At 72.0% G+C, this 20357-nt stretch carries 20 protein-coding genes and 5 pseudogenes; 14 read left to right on the forward strand and 11 right to left on the reverse strand.

Annotation, left to right across the window (positions count from 1 at the left end; translation table 11 throughout):
- Positions 1 to 226 precede the first annotated feature (226 nt).
- The 4 genes and pseudogenes from CG719_RS00430 to CG719_RS00445 all read right to left on the reverse strand — a co-directional run bounded on the left by CG719_RS00430 (position 227) and on the right by CG719_RS00445 (position 5715).
- Positions 227 to 799, reverse strand: a complete 573-nt coding sequence (locus CG719_RS00430; protein ID WP_100566421.1) for a GNAT family N-acetyltransferase — start codon at positions 797 to 799, stop codon at positions 227 to 229.
- 142 nt (positions 800 to 941) lie between these two features.
- Positions 942 to 2279 (reverse strand): hypothetical protein, encoded by a 1338-nt coding sequence (locus CG719_RS00435; protein WP_100566422.1) that lies wholly within the window; start codon positions 2277 to 2279, stop codon positions 942 to 944.
- 232 nt (positions 2280 to 2511) lie between these two features.
- A pseudogene (locus CG719_RS00440) lies at positions 2512 to 3815 on the reverse strand (GAF domain-containing protein).
- Between the two features lie 265 nt (positions 3816 to 4080).
- Positions 4081 to 5715 carry an acyl-CoA dehydrogenase family protein gene (locus CG719_RS00445; protein WP_100566423.1) on the reverse strand — a complete coding sequence of 545 codons (1635 nt, stop codon included), beginning with the start codon at positions 5713 to 5715 and terminating at the stop codon, positions 4081 to 4083.
- A 128-nt stretch (positions 5716 to 5843) separates the two neighbouring features.
- Here CG719_RS00445 and CG719_RS00450 point away from each other — a divergent pair, with 128 nt between their 5' ends.
- From CG719_RS00450 to CG719_RS00465, 4 genes are all read left to right on the forward strand, one after another.
- On the forward strand, positions 5844 to 7013 hold the full coding sequence (locus CG719_RS00450; protein WP_234375357.1) for a YihY/virulence factor BrkB family protein: 1170 nt from the start codon (positions 5844 to 5846) through the stop codon (positions 7011 to 7013).
- Between the two features lie 79 nt (positions 7014 to 7092).
- On the forward strand, positions 7093 to 7746 hold the full coding sequence (locus tag CG719_RS00455) for a ThuA domain-containing protein (RefSeq protein ID WP_100566425.1): 654 nt from the start codon (positions 7093 to 7095) through the stop codon (positions 7744 to 7746).
- Between the two features lie 55 nt (positions 7747 to 7801).
- Positions 7802 to 8101, forward strand: coding sequence for a PLD nuclease N-terminal domain-containing protein (locus CG719_RS35255; RefSeq protein WP_159024796.1), 300 nt, complete (start codon positions 7802 to 7804; stop codon positions 8099 to 8101).
- Between the two features lie 124 nt (positions 8102 to 8225).
- On the forward strand, positions 8226 to 9797 hold the full coding sequence (locus CG719_RS00465) for a carboxylesterase/lipase family protein (RefSeq protein ID WP_199836452.1): 1572 nt from the start codon (positions 8226 to 8228) through the stop codon (positions 9795 to 9797).
- A 171-nt stretch (positions 9798 to 9968) separates the two neighbouring features.
- Here CG719_RS00465 and mmuM read toward each other — a convergent pair whose 3' ends face one another.
- Entirely contained in the window at positions 9969 to 10895 is a 927-nt protein-coding gene (gene mmuM / locus CG719_RS00470) for a homocysteine S-methyltransferase (protein WP_100566427.1), read from the reverse strand.
- Between the two features lie 141 nt (positions 10896 to 11036).
- Between mmuM and CG719_RS00475 the strand changes: the two genes are divergently transcribed.
- The 3 genes and pseudogenes from CG719_RS00475 to CG719_RS36055 all read left to right on the forward strand — a co-directional run.
- Positions 11037 to 11426 carry a type II toxin-antitoxin system RelE/ParE family toxin gene (locus tag CG719_RS00475; RefSeq protein ID WP_100566428.1) on the forward strand — a complete coding sequence of 130 codons (390 nt, stop codon included), beginning with the start codon at positions 11037 to 11039 and terminating at the stop codon, positions 11424 to 11426.
- Complete coding sequence (locus tag CG719_RS00480) at positions 11423 to 11752, forward strand: helix-turn-helix domain-containing protein (protein WP_100566429.1); 330 nt, start codon at positions 11423 to 11425, stop codon at positions 11750 to 11752. Before CG719_RS00475 ends, CG719_RS00480 begins: the two co-directional genes overlap by 4 nt.
- 220 nt (positions 11753 to 11972) lie before the next feature.
- Positions 11973 to 12109, forward strand: a pseudogene (locus CG719_RS36055) (IS5/IS1182 family transposase); the annotation flags it as partial.
- Between the two features lie 113 nt (positions 12110 to 12222).
- Here the strand turns inward: CG719_RS36055 and CG719_RS00490 are convergent.
- From CG719_RS00490 to CG719_RS00500, 4 genes and pseudogenes are all read right to left on the reverse strand, one after another.
- The gene (locus CG719_RS00490; RefSeq protein ID WP_100566430.1) at positions 12223 to 12756 is read right to left on the reverse strand and encodes an AAA family ATPase; all 534 of its coding nucleotides are present in this window, start codon (positions 12754 to 12756) and stop codon (positions 12223 to 12225) included.
- Entirely contained in the window at positions 12720 to 13109 is a 390-nt protein-coding gene (locus CG719_RS37480; RefSeq protein WP_442802694.1) for a hypothetical protein, read from the reverse strand. Before CG719_RS37480 ends, CG719_RS00490 begins: the two co-directional genes overlap by 37 nt.
- A gap of 47 nt (positions 13110 to 13156) precedes the next feature.
- Positions 13157 to 13342, reverse strand: a pseudogene (locus CG719_RS37485) (transposase); the annotation flags it as partial.
- Positions 13343 to 13670: 328 nt separating this feature from the next.
- Positions 13671 to 14648: a quinone oxidoreductase family protein gene (locus CG719_RS00500; RefSeq protein WP_100566431.1), complete on the reverse strand. Its 978-nt coding sequence runs from the start codon at positions 14646 to 14648 to the stop codon at positions 13671 to 13673.
- Positions 14649 to 14740: 92 nt separating this feature from the next.
- On the opposite strand from CG719_RS00500, the gene CG719_RS00505 reads away from it, so the two are divergent.
- The 4 genes and pseudogenes from CG719_RS00505 to CG719_RS36065 all read left to right on the forward strand — a co-directional run.
- Entirely contained in the window at positions 14741 to 15085 is a 345-nt protein-coding gene (locus tag CG719_RS00505; RefSeq protein ID WP_100566749.1) for an ArsR/SmtB family transcription factor, read from the forward strand.
- Positions 15086 to 15337: 252 nt separating this feature from the next.
- The gene (locus tag CG719_RS36060) at positions 15338 to 15616 is read left to right on the forward strand and encodes a recombinase family protein (protein WP_234375358.1); all 279 of its coding nucleotides are present in this window, start codon (positions 15338 to 15340) and stop codon (positions 15614 to 15616) included.
- Positions 15559 to 15924: a hypothetical protein gene (locus CG719_RS37490; RefSeq protein WP_100566432.1), complete on the forward strand. Its 366-nt coding sequence runs from the start codon at positions 15559 to 15561 to the stop codon at positions 15922 to 15924. The genes CG719_RS36060 and CG719_RS37490 overlap by 58 nt, the downstream gene beginning before the upstream one ends.
- A 73-nt stretch (positions 15925 to 15997) precedes the next feature.
- Positions 15998 to 16487 (forward strand): annotated as a pseudogene (locus tag CG719_RS36065) (IS481 family transposase); the annotation flags it as partial.
- Here the strand turns inward: CG719_RS36065 and CG719_RS00520 are convergent.
- On the reverse strand, positions 16484 to 17686 hold the full coding sequence (locus CG719_RS00520; protein ID WP_100566433.1) for an erythromycin esterase family protein: 1203 nt from the start codon (positions 17684 to 17686) through the stop codon (positions 16484 to 16486). The pseudogene CG719_RS36065 and the gene CG719_RS00520 sit on opposite strands and share 4 nt — an antisense overlap.
- Before the next feature lie 58 nt (positions 17687 to 17744).
- On the opposite strand from CG719_RS00520, the gene CG719_RS00525 reads away from it, so the two are divergent.
- From CG719_RS00525 to CG719_RS00535, 3 genes and pseudogenes are all read left to right on the forward strand, one after another.
- Complete coding sequence (locus tag CG719_RS00525) at positions 17745 to 18494, forward strand: TioE family transcriptional regulator (RefSeq protein WP_100566434.1); 750 nt, start codon at positions 17745 to 17747, stop codon at positions 18492 to 18494.
- A gap of 74 nt (positions 18495 to 18568) precedes the next feature.
- Positions 18569 to 18754 (forward strand): annotated as a pseudogene (locus CG719_RS36070) (MFS transporter); the annotation flags it as partial.
- A 78-nt stretch (positions 18755 to 18832) separates the two neighbouring features.
- On the forward strand, positions 18833 to 19126 hold the full coding sequence (locus CG719_RS00535; protein WP_100566750.1) for a hypothetical protein: 294 nt from the start codon (positions 18833 to 18835) through the stop codon (positions 19124 to 19126).
- Between the two features lie 81 nt (positions 19127 to 19207).
- On the opposite strand, the gene CG719_RS00540 is transcribed toward CG719_RS00535, so the two are convergent.
- Entirely contained in the window at positions 19208 to 19645 is a 438-nt protein-coding gene (locus CG719_RS00540; RefSeq protein ID WP_100566435.1) for a hypothetical protein, read from the reverse strand.
- Positions 19646 to 20357: the final 712 nt, after the last annotated feature.

The raw sequence follows: 20357 nt of genomic DNA on the forward strand, positions 1-20357 counted from the left end.
CCACGGCGGGCGAGGTCAGCTCCCCGGACAGATGGCGCTGGACATGCGGCCGTGGTCGACGTGCCGTCGGCTCACCAAGGCGATTCCAGTTCCAGACATGCGGAAAGCCTGGCACGGAGATCTGGACAGCGTCCAGCATCGTCCGGCATGCGGACACCCCTGTCCCGTATTACGGGACAGGGGTGTCGTCCGGCGCATCAGCCGCCGTCATGCGCCCACTTGGAGCTCAGGCCGGGTACGCCCCCGGCCAGGGTCCCGGGGTGGCCACTTCCTGCTCCTCCTCGACCTTGGTGTCGAAGAGCTTGAAGCCTCGGCGCTGGTAGTTGTCCATCGCGTACTCGCCGTCCTTGCTGCACGTGTGCAGCCACACCCGCTTCGTCGGCGTCCACCCGGGCCGGCGGTCGGCCAGGTCCCAGGCGCGGGCGGTGCCGCAGGACAGCAGGTGGCCGCCGATCCGCCGGCCGCGGAAGGCCGCGATCAGCCCGAAGTACACGATCTCCACGACGCCCTCGTCCTGCGCCTCCAACTCGACATAGCCCGCCGGGGTGCCGCGGTCGTACGCCACCCACGTCTCGACACCCGGACGCTCCAGGTGCTCCCGCCACCGCGCGTACGACCAGCCGAGCCGGTCCGTCCAGCGGATGTCGCCGCCGACCGAGGCGTACAGGAACCGGCTGAACTCGGGGGAGGGGATCTCGGAGCGGACGACCCGTACGTCCCCCTCGGGCACTGCGGCCGGCAGGAGGTCGGTCGGGGAGGTCTGCTCCAGGGACCAGGTGGTCACGGTGATGCTCGTCATGCCGGTCAGGGAATCATCCGCGCCGCTCCGCTGTCGATCGGGGGTGCCGGGTCTCACTCGGGACGCCCCGGCGGCCCGGCGCGGCTGCCGTCCGCCAGCCCGGCGCCCGTCCGTCGGCCTCCCGCGGCGCCCGTCCGACGGCCTACCGCAGCTCCCGTTCGACCGCGGACAGCGGCAGCGCGAACAGCATCCGGCCCGACAGGGACCAGACGTCGCCGGTCTCCTGCCAGTAGGACAGGGAGCCGGTGCCGTCGCCCCAGCAGCGGTGGGTGTCCTCGGCGCCGCAGGAGGCGGCGTTCGCGCCGCGCTCGTCCTGCCGCCACAGCGTGCCGTGGGTGCCCTCGTCCGCGGGGCGGCCCAGATACCAGTCCGGCGGCGCGAACGGCCCCGGGCGGTGCGACAGGACGCCCCGGACGTCCTCCGTCTTCGTCCCGTAGGCCTCGGTCGAGGTCACCGTGGCGCCGGAGTCGGCGGCCAGCAGACCGGAGCGGCCGGGGTCCCGGCTGAAGGAGTAGCGCCACAGACGCGTGTGGTGGCCGTCCTCCGCGGGCACGGCCTGGCTCGCGACCAGGCTGGCCGGCGCGGAACTGCGGTCCAGGGAGAGGCCGTCCGGGCAGGGCGCCGCGGACAGGTCCGTGCCGGCCTCCCGGACGCAGTTGCCGTCGGCCGGGCGGTAGGAGGCGATCGCGGGCAGCACCCACCGGTAGCCGTGCGCCGACCAGCCGCCCGGTACCCGGCCCACCTCCTCGCCGCCCACCGTGGCGCGGTGGATGCGGCGCAGGTCGTAGACGTACAGCGCGTCGCGCTCGGCGCCGGAGGTGGTGACCAGCAGCTTGTCCCCGTACCAGACCATCCCCGACACCTGCGAGACGAGCCCGCGGAAGTCGCGTCCGCCGTCGACCGGGACGGCGAGCAGCACCCAGGTGTAGGTGAGGTGGCCGGGGTCGTCGGCGTCGACGAAGGCCACCCGGGCCAGACCGCGGCCGTCGTCGGCCTCGCGCGTCCAGCCGGAGAGGATCACCCGGTGGCCGCGCCACCGGCCGTCGCTCTCGGCGTCCCCCGAGGTGGTCACCGACTCCGGCCGCCACAGGGGGGTGGCGGAGTCGGCGGGGTCCCAGCAGTACGCGCGTGTGGCCGCCGGTGCGACGGGCAGCGCCTTCTTCTCCTCGGCGTCGCACTCGTCGGCGCCGCGCAGCGAGCGGTCGGCGCCGCCGAGCACCGTGCCGACACCGACCGGCCGGCCCATCGCCTTGGCGAGCCGGTCGAGGGACCGCTGGGGCACCGGCTGCTCGGTCAGCCGCAGCCGGTCGAGCTCGGCCGACGACGTGAGGGGCTTGAGGGCCCCGGGGTCGTCGGCGACCGTGGCCTGCGAGGTGCTGATCATCGTGGCGGCCGCGGTCAGCGCGAGGCCGGCCCCGGCCAGGGTGGCGCGCAGCGCCCTGCCCCGTCTGCGCCTGCGGTGTCTGCCGCGCTGCTTCATACAGCCCCCTTTTCAGGGCTCGGTCCGCCTCCGGGACGCCGGTTCCGCACACCCGGGCCAACTGCTACGGAAGGTCCGAGCGTTGACCGAGGAGCGGCTGGGGCGGCCCTGCGGCGATGCTACGGCAGTCCGGCCCGCGACAGGTCGAAGACCCTGCAAATATGCGGAAGATGCCACCGGCGGCCGAACCCTTGACCTAACGGCGGCCACCGGGGTCACTCACCCGCGCCACTCACGGCACGGTGACGGCACGCTCCCCGCGAACGGCCGGCGCCGCCCGAACCGCCGGTGCCGTCGAGTGGGGGAGGAGGTCGTCCGGGTCGCCCGGCAGGAGCAGTTCGACGGCTGTGTCCTCGCGGAAGCGGTAGGGGCGGTGTTCGAGGAACGCGCCCAGACAGCGCCGTACCCGCGACATCTCGGAGCGCACGGTCACCTTGCGGGCCGGATCGCCGAACACGGCCCCGGCGAGCTGCGAGGCGCTGCGGCCGGAGCGGTGCACGGCGAGCAGGCAGAGCAACTCGGCGTGGAGTGGGCCCAGTTCATGAGCCCAGGAGTCCCCGTCGCCCAGCACGGTCACCGAGCAGCGGCGCGGCCGGGTCAGGTCCAGCACGATCCGGGCGCCCTCGTACGGGGCTGGTTCCGCACCGGCCCGCACCAACCAGCCGTCCGCCGGCGGCTCCAGGGAGCACAGGCCGATCTCCGGCAGCCATACGGGCCCCGCCGAAGGGGACTTGGGCAGCGGGACCCGCGGCGTGTACGGCATTCCTGTCACCGCCGCCGTCCAGCCGTCGGCGTCCACCACCATCACCCGGCCGCCCAGCCGGGCCGGCACCGGCGCCGCGACGGCCCGCAGCCGCTCCAGCGAGGCCATGTGCAGCTCCCGCAGCCTCGCCTCGGCCAGTTTGGCCACCGAGCCGACCCACGCCGGCGAGGCCGGATGCATGGTCTCCAGCGGGCCGCTGACGTCGACCACGCCGAGCAGCCGCCCGTCACGGGGGTCCGTGACGGGCGCCCCGGCACAGGTCCACGAGGCGTGGGCCCGCAGGAAGTGCTCGGAGCCGAAGACCTGCACCGGCCGGCGCAGCACCACCACCGTGCCCACCCCGTTGGTGCCGGCCACGTCCTCCCGCCAGTCGGCGCCGACCTCGAAGCCCAGCCCGTCGGCCCGGCGCAGCACCCGCGCGCCGCCCTCCCGCCACAGCACCCGGCCCTCCGCGTCGGCGACCACGGCTACATGCGGGGCGGCGTCCCCGGCCGGCGGCAGCCCCTCCCACAGCGCGGACAGCGCATGCCGCAGCGGGGAGCCTCCCGCCGCCGCTTCACCTCCTCGCGGGCCAACAGCCCGCAGCGGGCGTCCTGCTCGGGGTCGAGGCCGCCGCGCAGCAGCCGCTCCCAGGACTGTCCGATCACCGGACGCGGTGCCACCCGGGCCCGCTGCCCGGCGAGCGTCGCCGCGCGGGTCTCGTCGAGCACCCGTGCCGCCTGCGCCGGATCGACGGCGACGAGCCGTGCCACGTCCACCGGCTCCTTCGCCACTGCGTCCTCCCATGAAAGAGGTCGGGGCAACCGCCTTCCCCACGGCGCCGGGGCCATGCCCCCGACGCCCTGTCCACCGTGCCGAACGGCCGTGCCGGAAGGCCGCGGTCCGCTCACGCGGACCCGCATGTTGCAACCCCTCGCAACCCTGGTGAACCGCTGTGGGTTCATTGAAGATTGTTCAACGCCGCCGCGTGCGGCGCCACGGCCTGGAACGGGCCGGGAAGCGGGGGTGGTGCCGTGTCGGCGCAGCACCACCCCCGCATCAGTGCGCGGGGCGTGCCCGTTCGACCACCGCCGCCAGGTTCAGCGTGTGCGGCAGCGTCCCGAACGTCGCCCCCCACTCGCCGCCCAGCCGTGAGGCGCAGAACGCGTCGGCGACTTCCGGCGGCGCGAACCGGACCAGCAGCGCTCCCTGGAGCACCAGCGCCAGCCGTTCGGCCAGCCGCCGGGCCCGGGCCTCCATGCCCTCCAGGTCGGCGAGTTCGGTGAGCAGCTGCTTGATCGCCGCGTCGAGACGGTGGTCGGCGCCGCGCGCCCGACCCACCTCCCGCAGATAGGCGTCGAGCGCGCCCGGCTCCCGCGTCAGTGCCCGCAGCACGTCCAGCGCCTGTACGTTGCCGGCGCCCTCCCAGACCGAGTTGAGCGGCGACTCGCGCACCAGGCGGGGCATCCCGGACTCCTCCACGTACCCGTTGCCGCCCAGGCACTCGGAGGCCTCCACCGTCAGCGGCGCGCACCGCTTGGTGACCCAGTACTTGGCGGCCGGCACCGCGATCCGCAGCAGCGCCCGCTCCTGCTCGCCCCCGTCGTCGCAGGCGGCCGCCAGACGCAGCGCGAGCGTCGTCGCCGCCTCCGACTCCAGCGCGAGGTCGGCCAGTACGTTGCGCATCAGCGGCTTGTCGACGAGCCTGCCGCCGAACGCCTCGCGGTGCTCGCAGTGGTGCACCGCCTGCGCCACCGCCTGCCGCATCAGACCCGCAGAGCCGAGCACGCAGTCAAGGCGGGTCGCCGCGACCATGTCGATGATGGTGCGCACCCCGCGCCCCTCCTCGCCGACCCGGCGCGCCCAGGTCCCGTCGAACTCGACCTCGGCGGAGGCGTTCGACCGGTTGCCCAGCTTGTCCTTGAGCCGCTGGAGCAGGAACACGTTGCGCGTGCCGTCGGGCAGCACCCGCGGCACCAGGAAGCAGGTGAGCCCGCCGGGCGCCTGCGCCAGGACCAGGAACGCGTCCGACATCGGCGCCGAGCAGAACCACTTGTGCCCGGTCAGCTCGTAGGCGCCGTCCTCGGCGAGCGGCCTGGCCGCCGTGGTGCCCGCCCGTACGTCGCTGCCGCCCTGCTTCTCGGTCATGCCCATCCCGAACAGCGCCCCGGCCTTCAGGTGCGGGGGCCGCAGTTCGCGCTCGTAGACGACGGACGTCAGCCGCGGCTCCCACTCGGCGGCCAGTTCCGGGTCGGTGCGCAGCGCGGGCACGGCCGCGTGGGTCATCGACAGCGGGCAGCAGGTGCCGGCCTCGATCTGCGTCCACATCAGGAAGGCGGCGGCCCGCCGCACATGTCCGGCCGGGCGGTTCCAGGCCGCGGTCAGCCCGGCCGAGACGCCCTTGCCGAGGAGCCGGTGCCAGGCCGGGTGGAACTCGACCTCGTCGACGCGGTGGCCATAGCGGTCGTGGGTGCGCAGCCGCGGCGGGTTCTCGTCGGCCTGCGCTCCCCACTCCTGCACCTGCGCCGATCCGGCTGCCTGCCCGAGCGCCGTCAGCTCCCCGCGCACCTCTTCGAGCAGCCCGGGCTCCACGTGCCGTCCGACCGCCTCGGCCAGGGCCCGGTCGGCGGCGAAGACGTCGTAGCCGACCAGCGGCGGCGGCTGGTTGGTCACGGTGTGCGTGCTGGATGCCATGGAACGGAACCTACCGCGCGGTACGGCCGCGGGCATCACACGGACGCCGGGCATCCTTGGGGCCCTGCCTGGTGGCCGACCCCCTGGCGGGTGAGGGTGCGGGGGACCGACGGAGATACCTTTGGGTCGTGCAGCAGTCAGCCAGCGAATCCTCCGAAAGGCCCTCCGGCCGCCTCCACCGGGCACGAGCCCTCTACCGGAACGTATCCAAACGCAGGACCGCCTGGCTGCTGCTGAAGGACACGGTCAACTCGTGCATGGAATACCGGATCCTGGGTCTGGCGGCCGAGGCGGCGTTCTTCTCCCTGCTCTCCGTGCCGCCGCTGCTGCTGAGCCTGATCGGACTGCTCTTCTACGTCGACTCCTGGACCGGCGCGCACACCATCGCGAGCCTGGAGCGCAACATCCTGGACGCCTCCCGCACGGTCCTGTCCGACCAGGGCGTCAAGGAGATCACCGAGCCGATCCTGCGGGACGTCATGAAGGGCGGCCGGCCCGACGTGATCTCCATCGGGTTCGTGTTCGCCCTGTGGTCGGGCTCGCGCGCGGTGAACGTCTTCATCGACACGATCACCGTCATGTACGGCCTCGACGGCGTGCGAGGCATTGTCAAGACCCGGCTGCTGGCCTTCGGGCTGTTCATCGTGGCCCTGCTGATCGGTTCGATCGCGCTGCCGCTGATGGTGGCAGGCCCGGACGCGGTGGTACGGATCGTGCCGTGGTCGACGACGCTCGTCCAGATCCTGTACTGGCCGGTCGTCATCGTGCTGTCCGTCGTCTTCCTGACCACGCTGTACCACGTGTCCGTGCCGGTGCGCTCCGCGTGGATCGAGGACGTGCCCGGCGCGCTGGTCGCCCTCGCCATGTGGGTGGTGTGCAGCTTCCTGCTGCGCATCTACCTCACCAGCACCGTGGAGGGCCCGACCATCTACGGCTCGCTGGCCGCGCCCGTCGCCGTGCTGCTGTGGATCGGCGTGTCCGCGTTCGCGGTGCTCGTCGGGGCGGCGGTCAACGCCGCCATCGACCGGGTCTGGCCGACCGCCGGCACGGCCTCGGCCCGCGCCGCCAACGAGCGGGTGCGCGACGCGCAGATCGCCGAGTACGTCGCCCGCGCCGCCTCGACCCGCGACAGCGAGCCCGACGACCCGGAGGACCCCGACATGCCCGCGGAGTTCCCCGAACGCTGGTCACGTTTCCTGCCCCCGGAGGACGTGACGGCCCGGCTGCGATCCCACGTGCGGTCCACACACGCGCGCAGCCCGCACAAGGACGACGAGAACGGCTCGTCGAAGGGGTGACGGGGCGGCGTCCGGTGCCGTGCGGGCCCGGGGGCGTGGGGTCGTCCGGTGCGGGGTCCGGGGCGTAGGGTCGTCCGCCATGGGCCGTCGACTTCTTGTCCACACGCGTACCGCCGACTACCGCCACGAGTCCATCCCGGACGCCGTCGCCGCGCTGCGCGCCCTCGGCGGGTTCGACGTCGAGCACACCGAGGACCCGGAGGCCCTCGCCCGGCCCCTGGAGCGGTTCGCCGCCGTCGTCTTCCTCTCCACCAGCGGCGAGGTGCTCACCCCCGAAGGCCGGGAGCGCCTCGCGGCGTACGTCGAGCGGGGCGGCGGGTTCGTCGGTGTGCACGCGGCGGCCTGCACGGAGTACGACTGGCCCCACTACGGCGAACTGCTCGGCGCCCGGTTCGCCCGGCACCCGGAGTACCAGCCGGGCCGGGTCCTGGTCGAGGACCCGGACCATCCGGCCACCCGGCACCTGCCCGCCGAGTGGGTCTTCACCGACGAGTGGTACGACTTCCGCACCAACCCGCGCGGCACCGTACGGGTCCTGGCCCGCGCCGACGAGTCGTCGTACCGCGGCGGCGGCATGGGCGCCGACCACCCCCTGGTGTGGTGCCGCGAACAGGGCCGGGGCCGCGTCTTCTACACGGCCCTCGGCCACGCCTCCGAGGCCTACGCGGACCCGGACTTCCGCGCCCATCTGCGCGGCGGCATCGAGTGGGCGGCGGGGCTCGCGGCCGGCTGAGGCGCGGCCGAGGGCCCGGCGGTCGTCGCTACGGCGCCGTGCTGTCCGTGGGGCCGTGCGCGTGCCCGTCCGCGGCGCCCTGCGCGCCGTCCTCGCCCGGCAGCAGGACCGTCGCGAGGATGCGCCGCCTGCGTCCCGGGCCGGGCGGCAGGGCCAGGCGGGGCTGGAGCACCCCCCGTGGACGGCGATCGTGCCGCTGGTGGCGCTCGTCCTCGCCGTCTACTGCATGATCGACATCTCGCGGCACCCCGACACCAGGCAGCTCTCGCCCCAGGCGTGGCTGGCCCTCTGCGCCTTCGGCAACGTGTTCGGCCTGGCCGCCTATCTCAGGTTCGGCCGCAGCGAGCACCGGTAGCGGTCCACCGGGCGGCGATGCCGGCGGCCCGCGCGCCGGAATACCAGGAGAGGGCGGGGCGCTTCCCTGATAACGCTGTCGGACATGGCGAAGGCGGCGCACGCGGCGAAGGGCTGGTGGACGCATGACGGCCGACGGAGCCGACAGACCGGACCCCGTGGTCACCACTCCCCACGGGGCGGTGCGAGGCAGGCATGAACACGGCGTGGCCGTGTTCCGCGGCATCCCGTACGCCGCGCCCCCCTTCGGCCCCCGGCGGTTCCGGCCGCCGGTGCCGCCCGAACCCTGGGACGGCGTGCGCGCCGCCGCCTCCTTCGGCCCGACCGCGCCGAAGCCCCCGTACTCCGAGGCCTTCGCCCGCTACCTGTCCGACCCGGTCGTCCCCGGCGACGACTGCCTCAACCTCAACGTATGGACACCCGACCCGGACCCCGGCGCCCGGCTCCCCGTCATGGTGTGGCTGCACGGCGGCGCGCTGACCCGCGGCTCCTCCGCCGTGCCCGTGTACGACGGGCGGGCCTTCGCCCGTGACGGCGTAGTCCTCGTGTCCGTCAACTACCGGCTCGGCGTCGAGGGCTACGGACTCTTCCCGGACGCCCCCGCCAACCCCGGCCTGCACGACCAGCTCGCCGCCCTGCGCTGGGTCCACGAGTCCATCGGAGCCTTCGGCGGCGACCCGGACCGGATCACCCTGTGCGGCCAGTCGGCCGGAGCCATCAGCATCGGCGCCCTGATCGCCGCCCCGCAGGCCCAGGGCCTGTTCCGGCGCGCGGTCCTGCAGAGCGGGCCGCCGGAGGCCGCCGACCGCGGCAGCGTACGGCGGATGGTGCGCCGCATGGCGGCGCGGCTGAAGGTGCCCGCCACCGCGGAGGCGTTCGCCGCCGTCGACCGGAACCTGCTGCTGCGCACGCAGGCCGAGGTCGGCCGGCTCAGCAGCCCCGTCCTCGGCGGCCCCGCCTTCGGCATCGTCGTGGACGGCGACCTCGTCCCGCGCGACCCGCTCCAGGCCCTGGTGGAGGGCGACGCGGCACGCGGAGCGGACCTCCTCATGGGCTGGACCAGCGACGAGTACCGGCTGTGGCTGGTCCCCGGCGGGCTGGTGGAACGCGTCGACCGGCTCGGCGCGGTCGCGCTGGCCGGCGCGATGGCCCGCTGTCGCTGCGGGCACGAGGTGGTCCGCGGCTACCGTGCGCTGCGCCCCGGCGCCGGCACCGCCGAGATCGTCGGCCAGATGGTCACCGACCACCTGCTGCGCCGCCCACTGCACCGGCTGGCCGACGCCCGCTCCGGCTCGGCGTACGTGTACGAGTTCGCCTGGCCCTCGCTGCTGCCCGGCCTCGGCGCCTGCCACGCCCTGGAACTCGGCTTCGTCTTCGACACCGGCGACACCCCGGACTCCCGCAGACTCGCGGGTGAGGGCGCCCCGCGGGAGCTGGCCGACGCCCTGCACACGGCCTGGGTCCGCTTCGCCGCCGACGGTGACCCCGGCTGGCAGCCCTGGGACGCCACCCACCCGGTCCGCGTCTTCGGTGACGGCCCCGCACACACGAGCCACGGCCCACGCGACGCCGAACTCGCCCTGTGGACGGCGCCTCCCGAGCCGCCCCCCGCTCCCGAGGGCACCCGGCCCCGCGCCGGGGAACTCCGAGCGGTCGTACGCCGCCTGCGCCGCGCGGGGGGTGTGGGCGGGCGCTGACGCCCTGACGACCCCGGTCGGGCTGTTACCGGCTCCGGGCGGGACAGCACGCGGGCCACCGCCGTGATCGCCGGATTCCATCCGGTGGGAGTCGCCGACCGGGCGGAGCGGAGTGTTACGTAGCGCGGCCGACTGGCGGCCCGTCGGCCCCGTAAGGGTGCCGTGGGACCGCTACCGGGGCGCCAGCACGCGGGCGATGTCCGCGATCGCGCCCGGCCCCACCCGGCAGCAGCCGCCGATCAGGCGGGCGCCGGCTGCCCGCCAGCGTTCGACCTGGTCCGGGGTGAAGGTGGAGCGGCCAGCCCAGGTGCGGGACTCGGCGTCCCAGGACTCACCGCTGTTGGGGTAGACCACGACCGGCTTGCCGGTGACGCGGGCGGCCGTGCGCGCCGCGGCCGCCGCGTCGCCGGGCGCGCAGCAGTTCACGCCGACCGCGATGACCTCGTCCGCGTCGGCGGCCAGGGCGAACGCCTCCTCCAGCGGCTGCCCGGCGCGCGTACGGTCACCGGCGACGGTGTACGAGAGCCAGGCCGGCACCCCGAGCCCGCGCACCGCCCGCAGCAGCGCCCGCGCCTCCTCGGTGTCGGGCACCGTCTCCAGCGCCAGCACGTCGGGCCCCGCAGAGGCCAGCACTTCCAGGCGGGGCCGGTGGAAGCGCTCCAGCTCGTCGACGGTGAGCCCGTACCGGCCCCGGTACTCGGAGCCGTCGGCGAGCATCGCCCCGTACGGTCCCGCCGACGCGGCCACCCACAACGGCCGTACCACCCCGAACGCGCGCGCCCGCCGCGCCGCCTCCCGTGCCGACTCCACGCTCAGCCGCATGAGCGCGGCCGCCCGCTCCCGCCCGATCCCCCGCCTCGCGAACCCCTCGAAGGTGGCCTGGTAGCTCGCGGTGATCGCGACGCTCGCCCCCGCCTCGAAGTACGCCAGGTGCGCCTGAGTGACCGCCTCCGGCCGCTCGGCCAGCAGCCGCGCCGACCACAGCTCGTCGCTCAGGTCGTACCCGGCCGACTCCAACTGGTTGGACATCCCGCCGTCCAGCACGACCGCCCCGCCGTCGAGCGCGTCGGCGAGGGCGGGGGAGGTGACACTGTCCATGCCACGACGCTAATCGATGGTCCGGTGTCGCGGGACGGGGGCCGGGGTGGGCTGCCGTGCATCCGTCCCGGCTCTCCAGACACCCGGGACCTGCGTGTGCATGTCTTTGCCGAGATATGAGGCCTGGGTTATATTGAGGGGGTGGCGTGGGAGATCGTCCTTCTGGAGCCCGTGGAGCAGTGGTTCCTGGGACTGTGCGAGACCGACGCGGCTACCGCGCTGCTTGTCGAGCGCGCGTTGGACCGGTTGGCAGAGGTGGGGCCAGCCTTGGGGCGCCCGCTGGTGGATACCCTGACTGGAAGCAGCCTGCCGAATCTGAAGGAGCTGCGGCCTGGTTCACGGGGTCGAAGTGAACTGCGTCTGCTGTTCGTCTTCGATCCGGACCGTGAGGCAGTCTTCTTGGTTGCAGGTGACAAAGCGGGGCGCTGGGCCCGCTGGTACCCGGAGGCGATGGCCGTGGCCGAGCAGCGCTATGCGGAATTCCGCGAGGAGAAGAAGGCTGAGCTGCAAGCGAAGGAGGAGGGCCCATGAGTCCGGCACGTCGTTGGCAGGACGTCAAGGCGGAGGCACATCGGCGTCATCCGGAGCTGACGGATCCGCAGTTGCGAGCGCGGGCGGATGCTGAGCTGGACGCTCAGATCGCCGGCTACCACTTGGCGGAGCTGCGCAAGCTGGTCGGCAAGACGCAGGCCGAGGTCGCTGCCTTGGTCGGTGTCTCCCAGTCCCGGATTTCTCAGATCGAGAACGGCAACATCGAGGCCATGGAGCTGGAGACCCTGCGAGCCTATGCGGCAGCGTTGGGCGGACGCGTCGACGTGACGGTGAGCATCGGCCCCCACGCGGTCAAGGTCGCCTGACTGCCTACGACGTCGTGCACGGTTGGCCGTGGCGCGTCGAGGGGTGCGGCGTTGTCGGTGTTCACGCTCGAAGGTTGCGGCCGAGGGTGGCGGTCTGCTGGCGGGAGAGCAGGCCAGCGATTGCTTGCCCGATGTCGCTCATGTGCTCGCGTCGGTAACGGGGCCAGAGCCCGCCAGTTTTCCATCGTCCCTCAAATCGCCCGCAGAGGCGCAAAATCCGGGCCGTGACCGTTGGCCCATGGAACGGAGGGGGGCGTGGCTGGCCGGGTTCGCCGCCTACACCGACGCTACGAGCGTAAGGCCGACCACTTCCTTGCCTTCGCTGGCATCGCCGCCTCCCTGATCTGCTACCGCAGATGGCGATGTGACCAGGGTATGGGCGATCGCGGATACGAAGTGAGGAATGCTGAGCGCGTCCGCCCTCATCACAGGCAGATCCCCTGCCGGAACGGTCCGCAGCCCGGTGGGCACTACCAGTAGGCTGCCCTGATCACGGATGCGGCGATGTCGGGGACGGAGCCCATGGTGGTATCGATGGCGAAGTCGTCGACTGCGACCCGGCTGAGGATTCCGTCCAGTTCAGCGGACCGGTCCAGGTGCCATTGCAGCGCTTCGGGCTCGCCGCGATGGCGGTGGATCAGACGCTGGTGGATGACCGGCAGTTCAGCCCGCAGCCGGCACACCATGAGATCAACGCCCACGGCATCGGCCAGTTGCTTCCGCTCATCCTGTTGCTCGATCACGCCGGCGAGTACGAGGCGCGCCACCCCTGCATCGAGGTAGTTCTCGGCGATACTCCGCAGGTTCCGCAGAAGCATGTTGAAGTTGAAACGGTCATTGGGCGGAGCGGGCCACGACTGCCTCAGCCAGTCAAGGTCGAGCACGGCATGAGGGATTGCGGCTTTGGCGAGAAGGTCGCCCACCGCCTCGGCCACGGTGGTTTTGCCCACACCGACGGTGCCGTTGATCAGGAGGGCCTGACCCTGCGGGATGTCTGTGTGCATCTCGGCATCGTACGTCGAGGCGCGCGGACCTCGGATGTTGTCATCGGGGCTTGCGTCCGGTCGTGCTCGTCGGCGCGGAGGACGGCGCGGAAGGCGGGGGCGGGCATGGCCAGGGTGACCCAGCGGGACCAGGAGGGGTAGCGGCGGACCTGGTGCTCGTCGAGTCCGGCCAGCTCCCTTCCGGCCTGGAAGGTCTCCGCGACCCGCCACCTTGATCGGGCGACTCCCACGAGCGTGGACAGGGGCACCGGTCCGGGCGAGTAGCAGCGGTAGTAGGCGAGTTCGCCGGTGGCGCGGCTGCGGCGGAACAGCAGCTGGCGGCTGCCCGGGGCTGAGCGGGAGAGGTTGACCACGGCCCAGTCGTACCAGCGCTGTCCCTTGGCTCCGGCGGAGTTCTCGCTCTGCCCGCGGTGCCCGTGTATTGGCGTTGGACTCCGACGGTGCGGGTGCCCCTCTTCAGGCCGCCGGTCTCGTCGACGACCAGGACAGCCTCGTCGTCGCGGAGGTGCTCGACGACATAGTCGCGGAGGTCATCGCGGACGGCGTCGGCGTCCTAGGAGGCCCGGCTCAGCAGATGCTGCATGCCGTACGGGGTGGCCCGGCCACTCGACGATCGTCCAGCAGTTCTTGCCGGGAGCCCGGACAGGAGTCCGAGTGCCAGCCGTGCAACCCGCCGCCGGGGTTCGACCCGCGCGAACCGACCCGCCAGACGCTCCATCAGAGTCTCGAACGCCGCCCGCCATCGGCGGGGATCTATGCAGTGGCCTGCGGCCAGTGTCTCAGCGTCAGTCCACACACCTCACGATGATCATTGGTGGCCGCCCCCATCCCGGCACCGGAGCCCAGACCAGCGTTGTTCCTGGTGGGTGACTGGAGGGATGGACCCGCCAGGTGGCCCGTGCGGGAGGCTGCGGTCAGTCGGCGATGCGCAGCAGCAGCTTGCCCATGGACGTGCGTCCGCCGATGAGCTGGTGTGCGCCGGCCGCGTCCGACAGAGGGAACTCGGCGGTGACGGGAAGGGCGACCGTTCCGTCGCGGACGGTGCGGAGGGCACGTTCGGTGAGCGCACGCAGGGCGTCGGGTGCGGACTGGGCGAGGGCCAGCACGGAGAAGCCCCCGACGGAGCGGCCCCGCGCGTACAGCTCGCCCTGCCCGGCCCGCCAGGGCTCGGCGTCGCCGGCGTTGCCGAAGGACACCAGGCGCCCGAAGACGGCCAGTGCCTCCAGGCCGCGGCGCAGCGTGTCGCCGCCCACCGGGTCCAGGACCAGGTCGACGCCCCTCCCGCCGGTGGCCCGGCGGACGTCCGTCTCGAAGGTGCCGGGCCGGAACACCTCGTCGTAGCCGTGCTTGAGCGCGTAGTCGGCCTTGGCGTCGCTGGAAGCCACCCCGTACACCGCGCCGGCGCCCGCCGCCCGGGCCAGTTGCCCGACCGCCGTGCCGATGCCTCCCGCCGCGCCGTGCACCAGCACGCTTTCCCCGGCCCGCAGCCGCCCCACCTCGTGGACCAGGGCGTGCGCGGTCGGCAGCACGGTCGGCAGCGTGGCCGCGGTCCGCAGGTCCAGCCCGTCGGGCAACGGGAAGACCCTCGCGGCCTCCGCGAGCACGACCTCGGCGTAGCCGCCGCCGTCGACGAGCGCGGCGACCTCCTGCCCCGCCCGCACACCCTCGACGCCCTCCCCGACCGCCCGGATGCGCCCGGAGACCTCCAGGCCCGGACGGTAGGGCAGCGACGCCACCCGGTACCCCTCGGCACGCGCCTTCACGTCCGCGAAGTTCACCCCTGCCCAGACGGCCTCGATGGTCACCTGGCCAGGGCCCGGCTCCGGTGTCGTGGTCTGCACGATCCGCAGCACCTCGGGACCGCCGTACTCCTGGAACTCGACGGCACGCATACGCAAACCCACCCCTCCGCAAGTGTTCGACTGCAAGCGAACACTAGCACTGTACGATGGTCATCGAACACTGGGTGAAGGAGGACATCGGAATGTCGGACCAGGCCGAAGGCGCAAGTCACCGCTCGGCGCCCGTGCACACACACCCCGACGACGTACCGCTTCTCACCGCCCTGTCCGCGCTCGCGGATCCCGTGCGCATACAGCTGGTCCGCGACCTGGCCGGCCACCCCGACTGGACGCTCAGCTGCAGCAACTTCGACGTACCGGTCGGCCGAGCCGCAAAGAGCCACCACTTCTCGGTCCTGCGCGACGCCGGCCTGGTCGAACAGCGCGACCGGGGCGCCAAACGGCTCAACCGGCTGCGCCGCGAGGAGTTCGACGCCCGCTTCCCCGGCCTCCTCGACCTGGCCCTCCGTGCCGACGGCGCCGAGTGACACCGGCCGGCTCCTCCGCGCAGCCGTCCGTCGCCGGGGCGGGGCTCAGCACCTGCTGCCGCCGGGCGCCGGTAGGCTGGTGACCTCGGCGATCGCCTCGGGGACGGCGACTTGCGCAGACTCTGGGTGGGTCAGACGGACTCCCACCGACTCCGGCCTTGGGGAAAATATGTAACGCCGTTGGCCCGAGACGTTCGCGGAAGTCGATCTCCTCGGGGGTGAGCGGGTCCCCGGGCCGACGGATGCGGACGGGTGGATTACGCGAGGTCCAGTACCGCCCAGCAAGAGCTCCAGAGCCGGCTCGGCGCGCTCCAGGAAGCCGGATGCGGTCCTGTCTTCTCGGAGAAGATCAGCACCCGGGTCAAGGCGCGGCCGGAGTTCGGCAGGGCGATGGACTTCGCTCGCACTATGAAGAAGGCCCCGCACCAGCGGGATCAGCCGCTCGCGCCCTGTGGTTCTTCTCCGGCGCCGGAATGCTCGCCGCGGATTGGATCGCTGCCCCGCCCGGGTGGCTGCGCTGCCTGGCCCTGACCTATCCGGTCCTGGCCCCGCTGCCCGGCTGGGGCGCGGTCGCCCCGCGCCTCAGACCGGCCGGCGCGCTCCGGGCCGGCGGAAGGACGCCGCCGCCCCTCCTGCTCACCCGGGCGGGTCTGGAGACGCCGCACATCGCCGCCACCGTCGAGGAGTTCGTGACCGCGGCAGAGGAGACCAAGATCCCGGTCGAGATCATCGACGTCCCGCACGGCGTCCATGGTTTCGAGATCCACAACCCAACGGACGAGTCCCGCAAGGCGGTGACCCGCGCCGTACGCACGGTACTCGCCCATCTGGGGCCCTGACGTCCCCTGGAAGCCGCCAGACCACGCATTGCCCATCGACCCCAACGGCAAAACCAACCGGGAGTTGCGGACGATCACTGCTCGACGGCCCGGCCACATGGTGCACATGGACGTGAAGAAGGCCGGCCGGATCCCCGGCGGTGGTGGCTGGCGTATCAACGGTCGCGGAAGTCGACAGGCAAAGGCAGTCGAGCGCCTCAAAGGCAAGAGCGAGCGCGGCGGCCATGTGTACCTCCATTCCGCCATCGACGGGTACTCCGGGCTCGCCTGCACGGAAGATCTCCCTGACGAGAAGGCGGCCACTGCCGTTGCCTTCCTTCACCTGACGCATTCGCTCGGGCCCTGCTCGGGCCACGCCACCAGCGGAACACCCCGTATACGCATGGACACACTGGGACGGTGGAGAGGTGCAACCGCATCCGTGCCGAGGAGTTCCTCTACGCCCGCGCCTGGGCATCCGAAGACCAGCGTCGAGAAGCGCTCGCGACAGCGCCGCTAATGGAGAACCTCCTGTGTCGCGGCTGCGCCAGGGCGTCAGTAATGTCCTGGCCTCCTACAACTAGCTCTTCGGGACGTCTTTGACGAACACGATCCCGTCGTTGTCCGCCAGGTGGGCCGGATCAAGCGGGGAGTAGCCGAACCAAGGGGACACGCGGGGCGCGGGCCGCGTATCGCCGAGGGCCGTGGCCAGCTGTGGGGCGTCGATGACGCAGCGGTCTTCCGGGAGCGCGTACAGGAGTCCTTCGACGGTGTCCGGGGGCGGGGTGTCCACTCCCTGGTGCCGGATCGTGCCGAGGGCCGTAGCCACGAAGGCGTACTCCTCGCCGAGTTGGGCGCTCACCAGCGCACCGGCGCTCCACCATTCCACCGGCCCCTGCCACATCTGCATCGTGCTCTTCTCCCGTTGGAGGTGGGAGTTGTGGGCGTAGACGAGTGCCGGTCCCCGAGCAGCGGTGGCAAGGAGGTTGTGGGCCATCATCAAAGCCCGCAGCGCGCACAGCCGCGTCATGCGGGCCGGTGAGGTGTCGGCCATCCAGTAGTGGTAGCGAAGCAGGCCAGTCGCGGTGCGCCCGTACAGCCGTGCTCGGTCCCAGTCGTCCCGCGAGTTCACTGCGAGCAGGTGGGGCGTCTGCACGTCGAGCAGCGCCACCAAATCGTCGGCAAGCAGCCGCAGCTGACCGGCCTCGGCCGACTGCCCCACGGACTGGGCCGGGTCCATCATCGCGGCGGGATTGGTCCACCGGTCGTCGGTGCCGAGCAGGTGGTCGAGTATTTCCACGGTGCACGGGAGCAGGTCCGCGTCCACCCGTGCCGCGAGGTAGCCGTGGAGTGCAGTGAGGGCCTGCCGGGGGCTCGCGGCGCCGGTGATCTCCAACGGGCCGTCGAAACCGGCGAAGCGGAGCCGCTCGGACGCGGGCCGGCCGTCGTTGTAGGCGCGCATCCAGCGCACGAGCTCGCGGTTGGCCGCGGAGGTGCCCCAGCCGTGGCTGAACCCCTGCTCCATGACCTCGTCAAGAGTGCCCGTGCCTGAGGTGACGTGGTCGTCCACGACCAGGCCCATCATGCAGTCGCTCTCGATCGCGATCGTCCGGTAGCCCTCCTGCTCGACGAGCTGCCGGAACAGCTCGTTGCGCAGGTCGAGCAGCGTGTCCTCGCCGTGGGTGGGCTCGCCCAGGGCAAGCAGCCGGGGCCGGGCCGGGAGCAGCCTCATGACGGCGGCAGCCTCGACGGCATGGGCGGTGTCCTTGATGTCAGTCGCCATGCCTTAAACGGTATCGTTGAACCTTCGGTTGAAACTTTCCCGCGATATCGTCAGTTCTATGGGGCGAAACCTTCAAAACGGCGAGCGACTCAGGCCGGTTGATCTGGCGCGCGCGCACGGCCTGTCCACACAGGCGATCAGGAACTACGAGGAGGCCGGCATCCTTCCGGCCGCCGGTCGCACACCCCACGGCTACCGCACCTACACCTCGCTGCACGCGCGGGCCCTGCGAGCGTTTCTCGCCCTGGTGCCCGGCCACGGCCACCAGACGGCAACGTCGATCATGCGGGCCGTGAACCAGGGCGCGGCCGGGGAGGCGTTCCGCCTCATCGACGAGAGCCACGCACAGCTCCTCGACGACCGGCGGACCCTCCGGGCAGTGGAGAGCGCTCTGCGCGACCTGGAGCCCACCACGGCGCCCGAGCCCGGTGTTGGGTCCGAGCCAGCCGCGGTGTCCGGGTCCGGCGGCACGTTCATCGGGCCGCTGGCAGGGAAGCTCGGAATTCGGCCCGCGACGCTGCGCAAATGGGAGCGCGCCGGGCTGGTGTGCCCGCGCCGCGACCCGCTGACCGGGTACCGCGTCTACCACGAGGCCGATGTACGGGACGCCCGGCTGGCCCACCAGCTCAGGCGCGGCGGCTACCTGCTTGAGCAGATCGCCCCGCTGATCGCCCAGGTACGGGCGGCCGGCGGGCTGGAGCCGTTGGCGACGGCACTGCGCGACTGGCACCGTCGGCTGTCCACCCGCGGGCGAGCGATGCTGACCGGGGCCGCCGAGCTGGAGGTGTACCTCCGCGAGCGCGAATGAGACTTCGGCCGCCAGCCGAAGACAACAAGGGTCACCTACGGTTCCGCTCGGCTGACCCGTCCGCAGATGTCGGCTTGTCGTTCCTGTCGGTCTGCCGGATCCGCCGGACCGAATCGCTCCCGCAGCGTTCGGAACGCCCCCCTCGGGTCTGGCGGCGTATTCACGAGGGTTTCCGTTTCGTCGCCGGCGACACCTCGCTGCGCGCCGTGTGTCTCGCCTCGACCGCCTTCCAGTTCTCCCTGGCGGCCACGATGACCGTCGCTTCCGGGCTCGCGCTGAACCCGAGTCGGCCACGTAGGCTCTCGCGAACGGACCTTGAGCAGATTGCGAGCCGTGCAGTGATACGAGACCTCTACAACGTCCGGCTGCTGCCTGCGGAGGACACCACCACACCGCTCACCGACGAGGAAGAACAGCGAGCCCGCGCCATGCTGTTCAGTGAACTCGGCAACAAGATCGCCGACCAGGGCTGGGTACGTTTCCCGGCGTACACACCGGAGGACCGCCGGCGGCTGGTCGCTGTCGCGCAGCGCCTCACCGCCTACTGGGGGCAGCAGGTGTTCGTCGAGGCGGAAGACCAGTGCCGCGTCAGGCTCTGCCTCGCCGGATACGGAGCCCTGCCGAAATCGTAGCGGCGGTGCAGACGGCGGCACGCGGCGCACTCAGAATCCGGGCCATCGTGGTGACCCGATTTCCTGGCCTGCGGCTGAGCCTTACCAGGAGAACCAGCCTGGGGTGGCGGTGTAGACGTCTGGTGTGTAGTCGCATTGGTCTGCGGGAACTGATGCGTAAGCCCGCACCGCTTCTGCCGCGACCCGTTCCCCATGGACGTCCACCCTGTCGGCCGCTGTCAGAAGAGCACTGACAATCAGCAAGCAGGCGATGGGGAACACGCGGCGGGGAGGGCTGGTCCGCGCCACCATGACTGCCCCGAATGATGACGCCAAGAACGCGCCGCCGATCAGGACGAGCGCGGTGCCCGTGAACGGGCCCAGACTCGGCACGGGATGGCATAGCCCGTACTGGCGGCCATGCCCGATCAGCGGCACTCGCTCAACGAGAGAGGCCAGCCCCAGCAGCCACCCGAGCCCGAAAACAAGGAGCGGATGCACGCTGAAGCCGGGTTTTACCTCGTTGCTCTGGTCGATCATCGTGCTTCCCTCAAGAGTGGCCGCAGTTGAGGCGCACCCTATAGGGCCTCGACCTGCGAAGATCAGGCGGCAGCTGTCGTGCCTCGGCCGAGAGTCGCCTGGGACGGATAGCTGGCGGGGATCTCGGGGAGGGGATCACATGGAAGCGAGCGCTGCACGACCTGATCCGCCGCGGCGTCGCCTCGTCCTGTACGCCGCCGGCTGGTTCCTCCTTGCTCTCTTCATGCTGGGCGGCTCTGTGGCATGGGGCGTGCTCGACTGGGCCGCCGCTCTGGGCACAGGCGCGGCAACCGGCACACTGCAGATCGATCGGTGTGAGACGAGATCTGGCTCGAGGGGTACAACGAAGCGGGTTTGCCTGGGCGTCTTCCGCTCGGAGACAGGTGAGCTTGATGAGCATGCAGACGTGCCATCCCAGAGCCAGGCCGGCAACTCCGTACCCGTGACACGAACGCTCCTCGGGGAGTACGTACAGCAGGATGGAAATTCCACAGCAGGAGCAGCAGTCCGAACACTGGTCTTCGCGACTGTGGGTGCCGGGTGCGGTGTGGCTGGCGGACGCTACGTGCGTCGCTGCTTCAAGTGTTCCGCAACGTGTGATCGCGGTTGACGGAACGGCTCTGGGCGGGAGTTTCAATGACCGGGTCAAGGTAATGGGCCGTCCACCAGTGAGGGCGGCAACTCGTCTCGGAGATCGTTTGTGCCTCAGCCG

Source organism: Streptomyces sp. CB01373 (assembly GCF_002803075.1).
GTDB lineage: Bacteria > Actinomycetota > Actinomycetes > Streptomycetales > Streptomycetaceae > Streptomyces.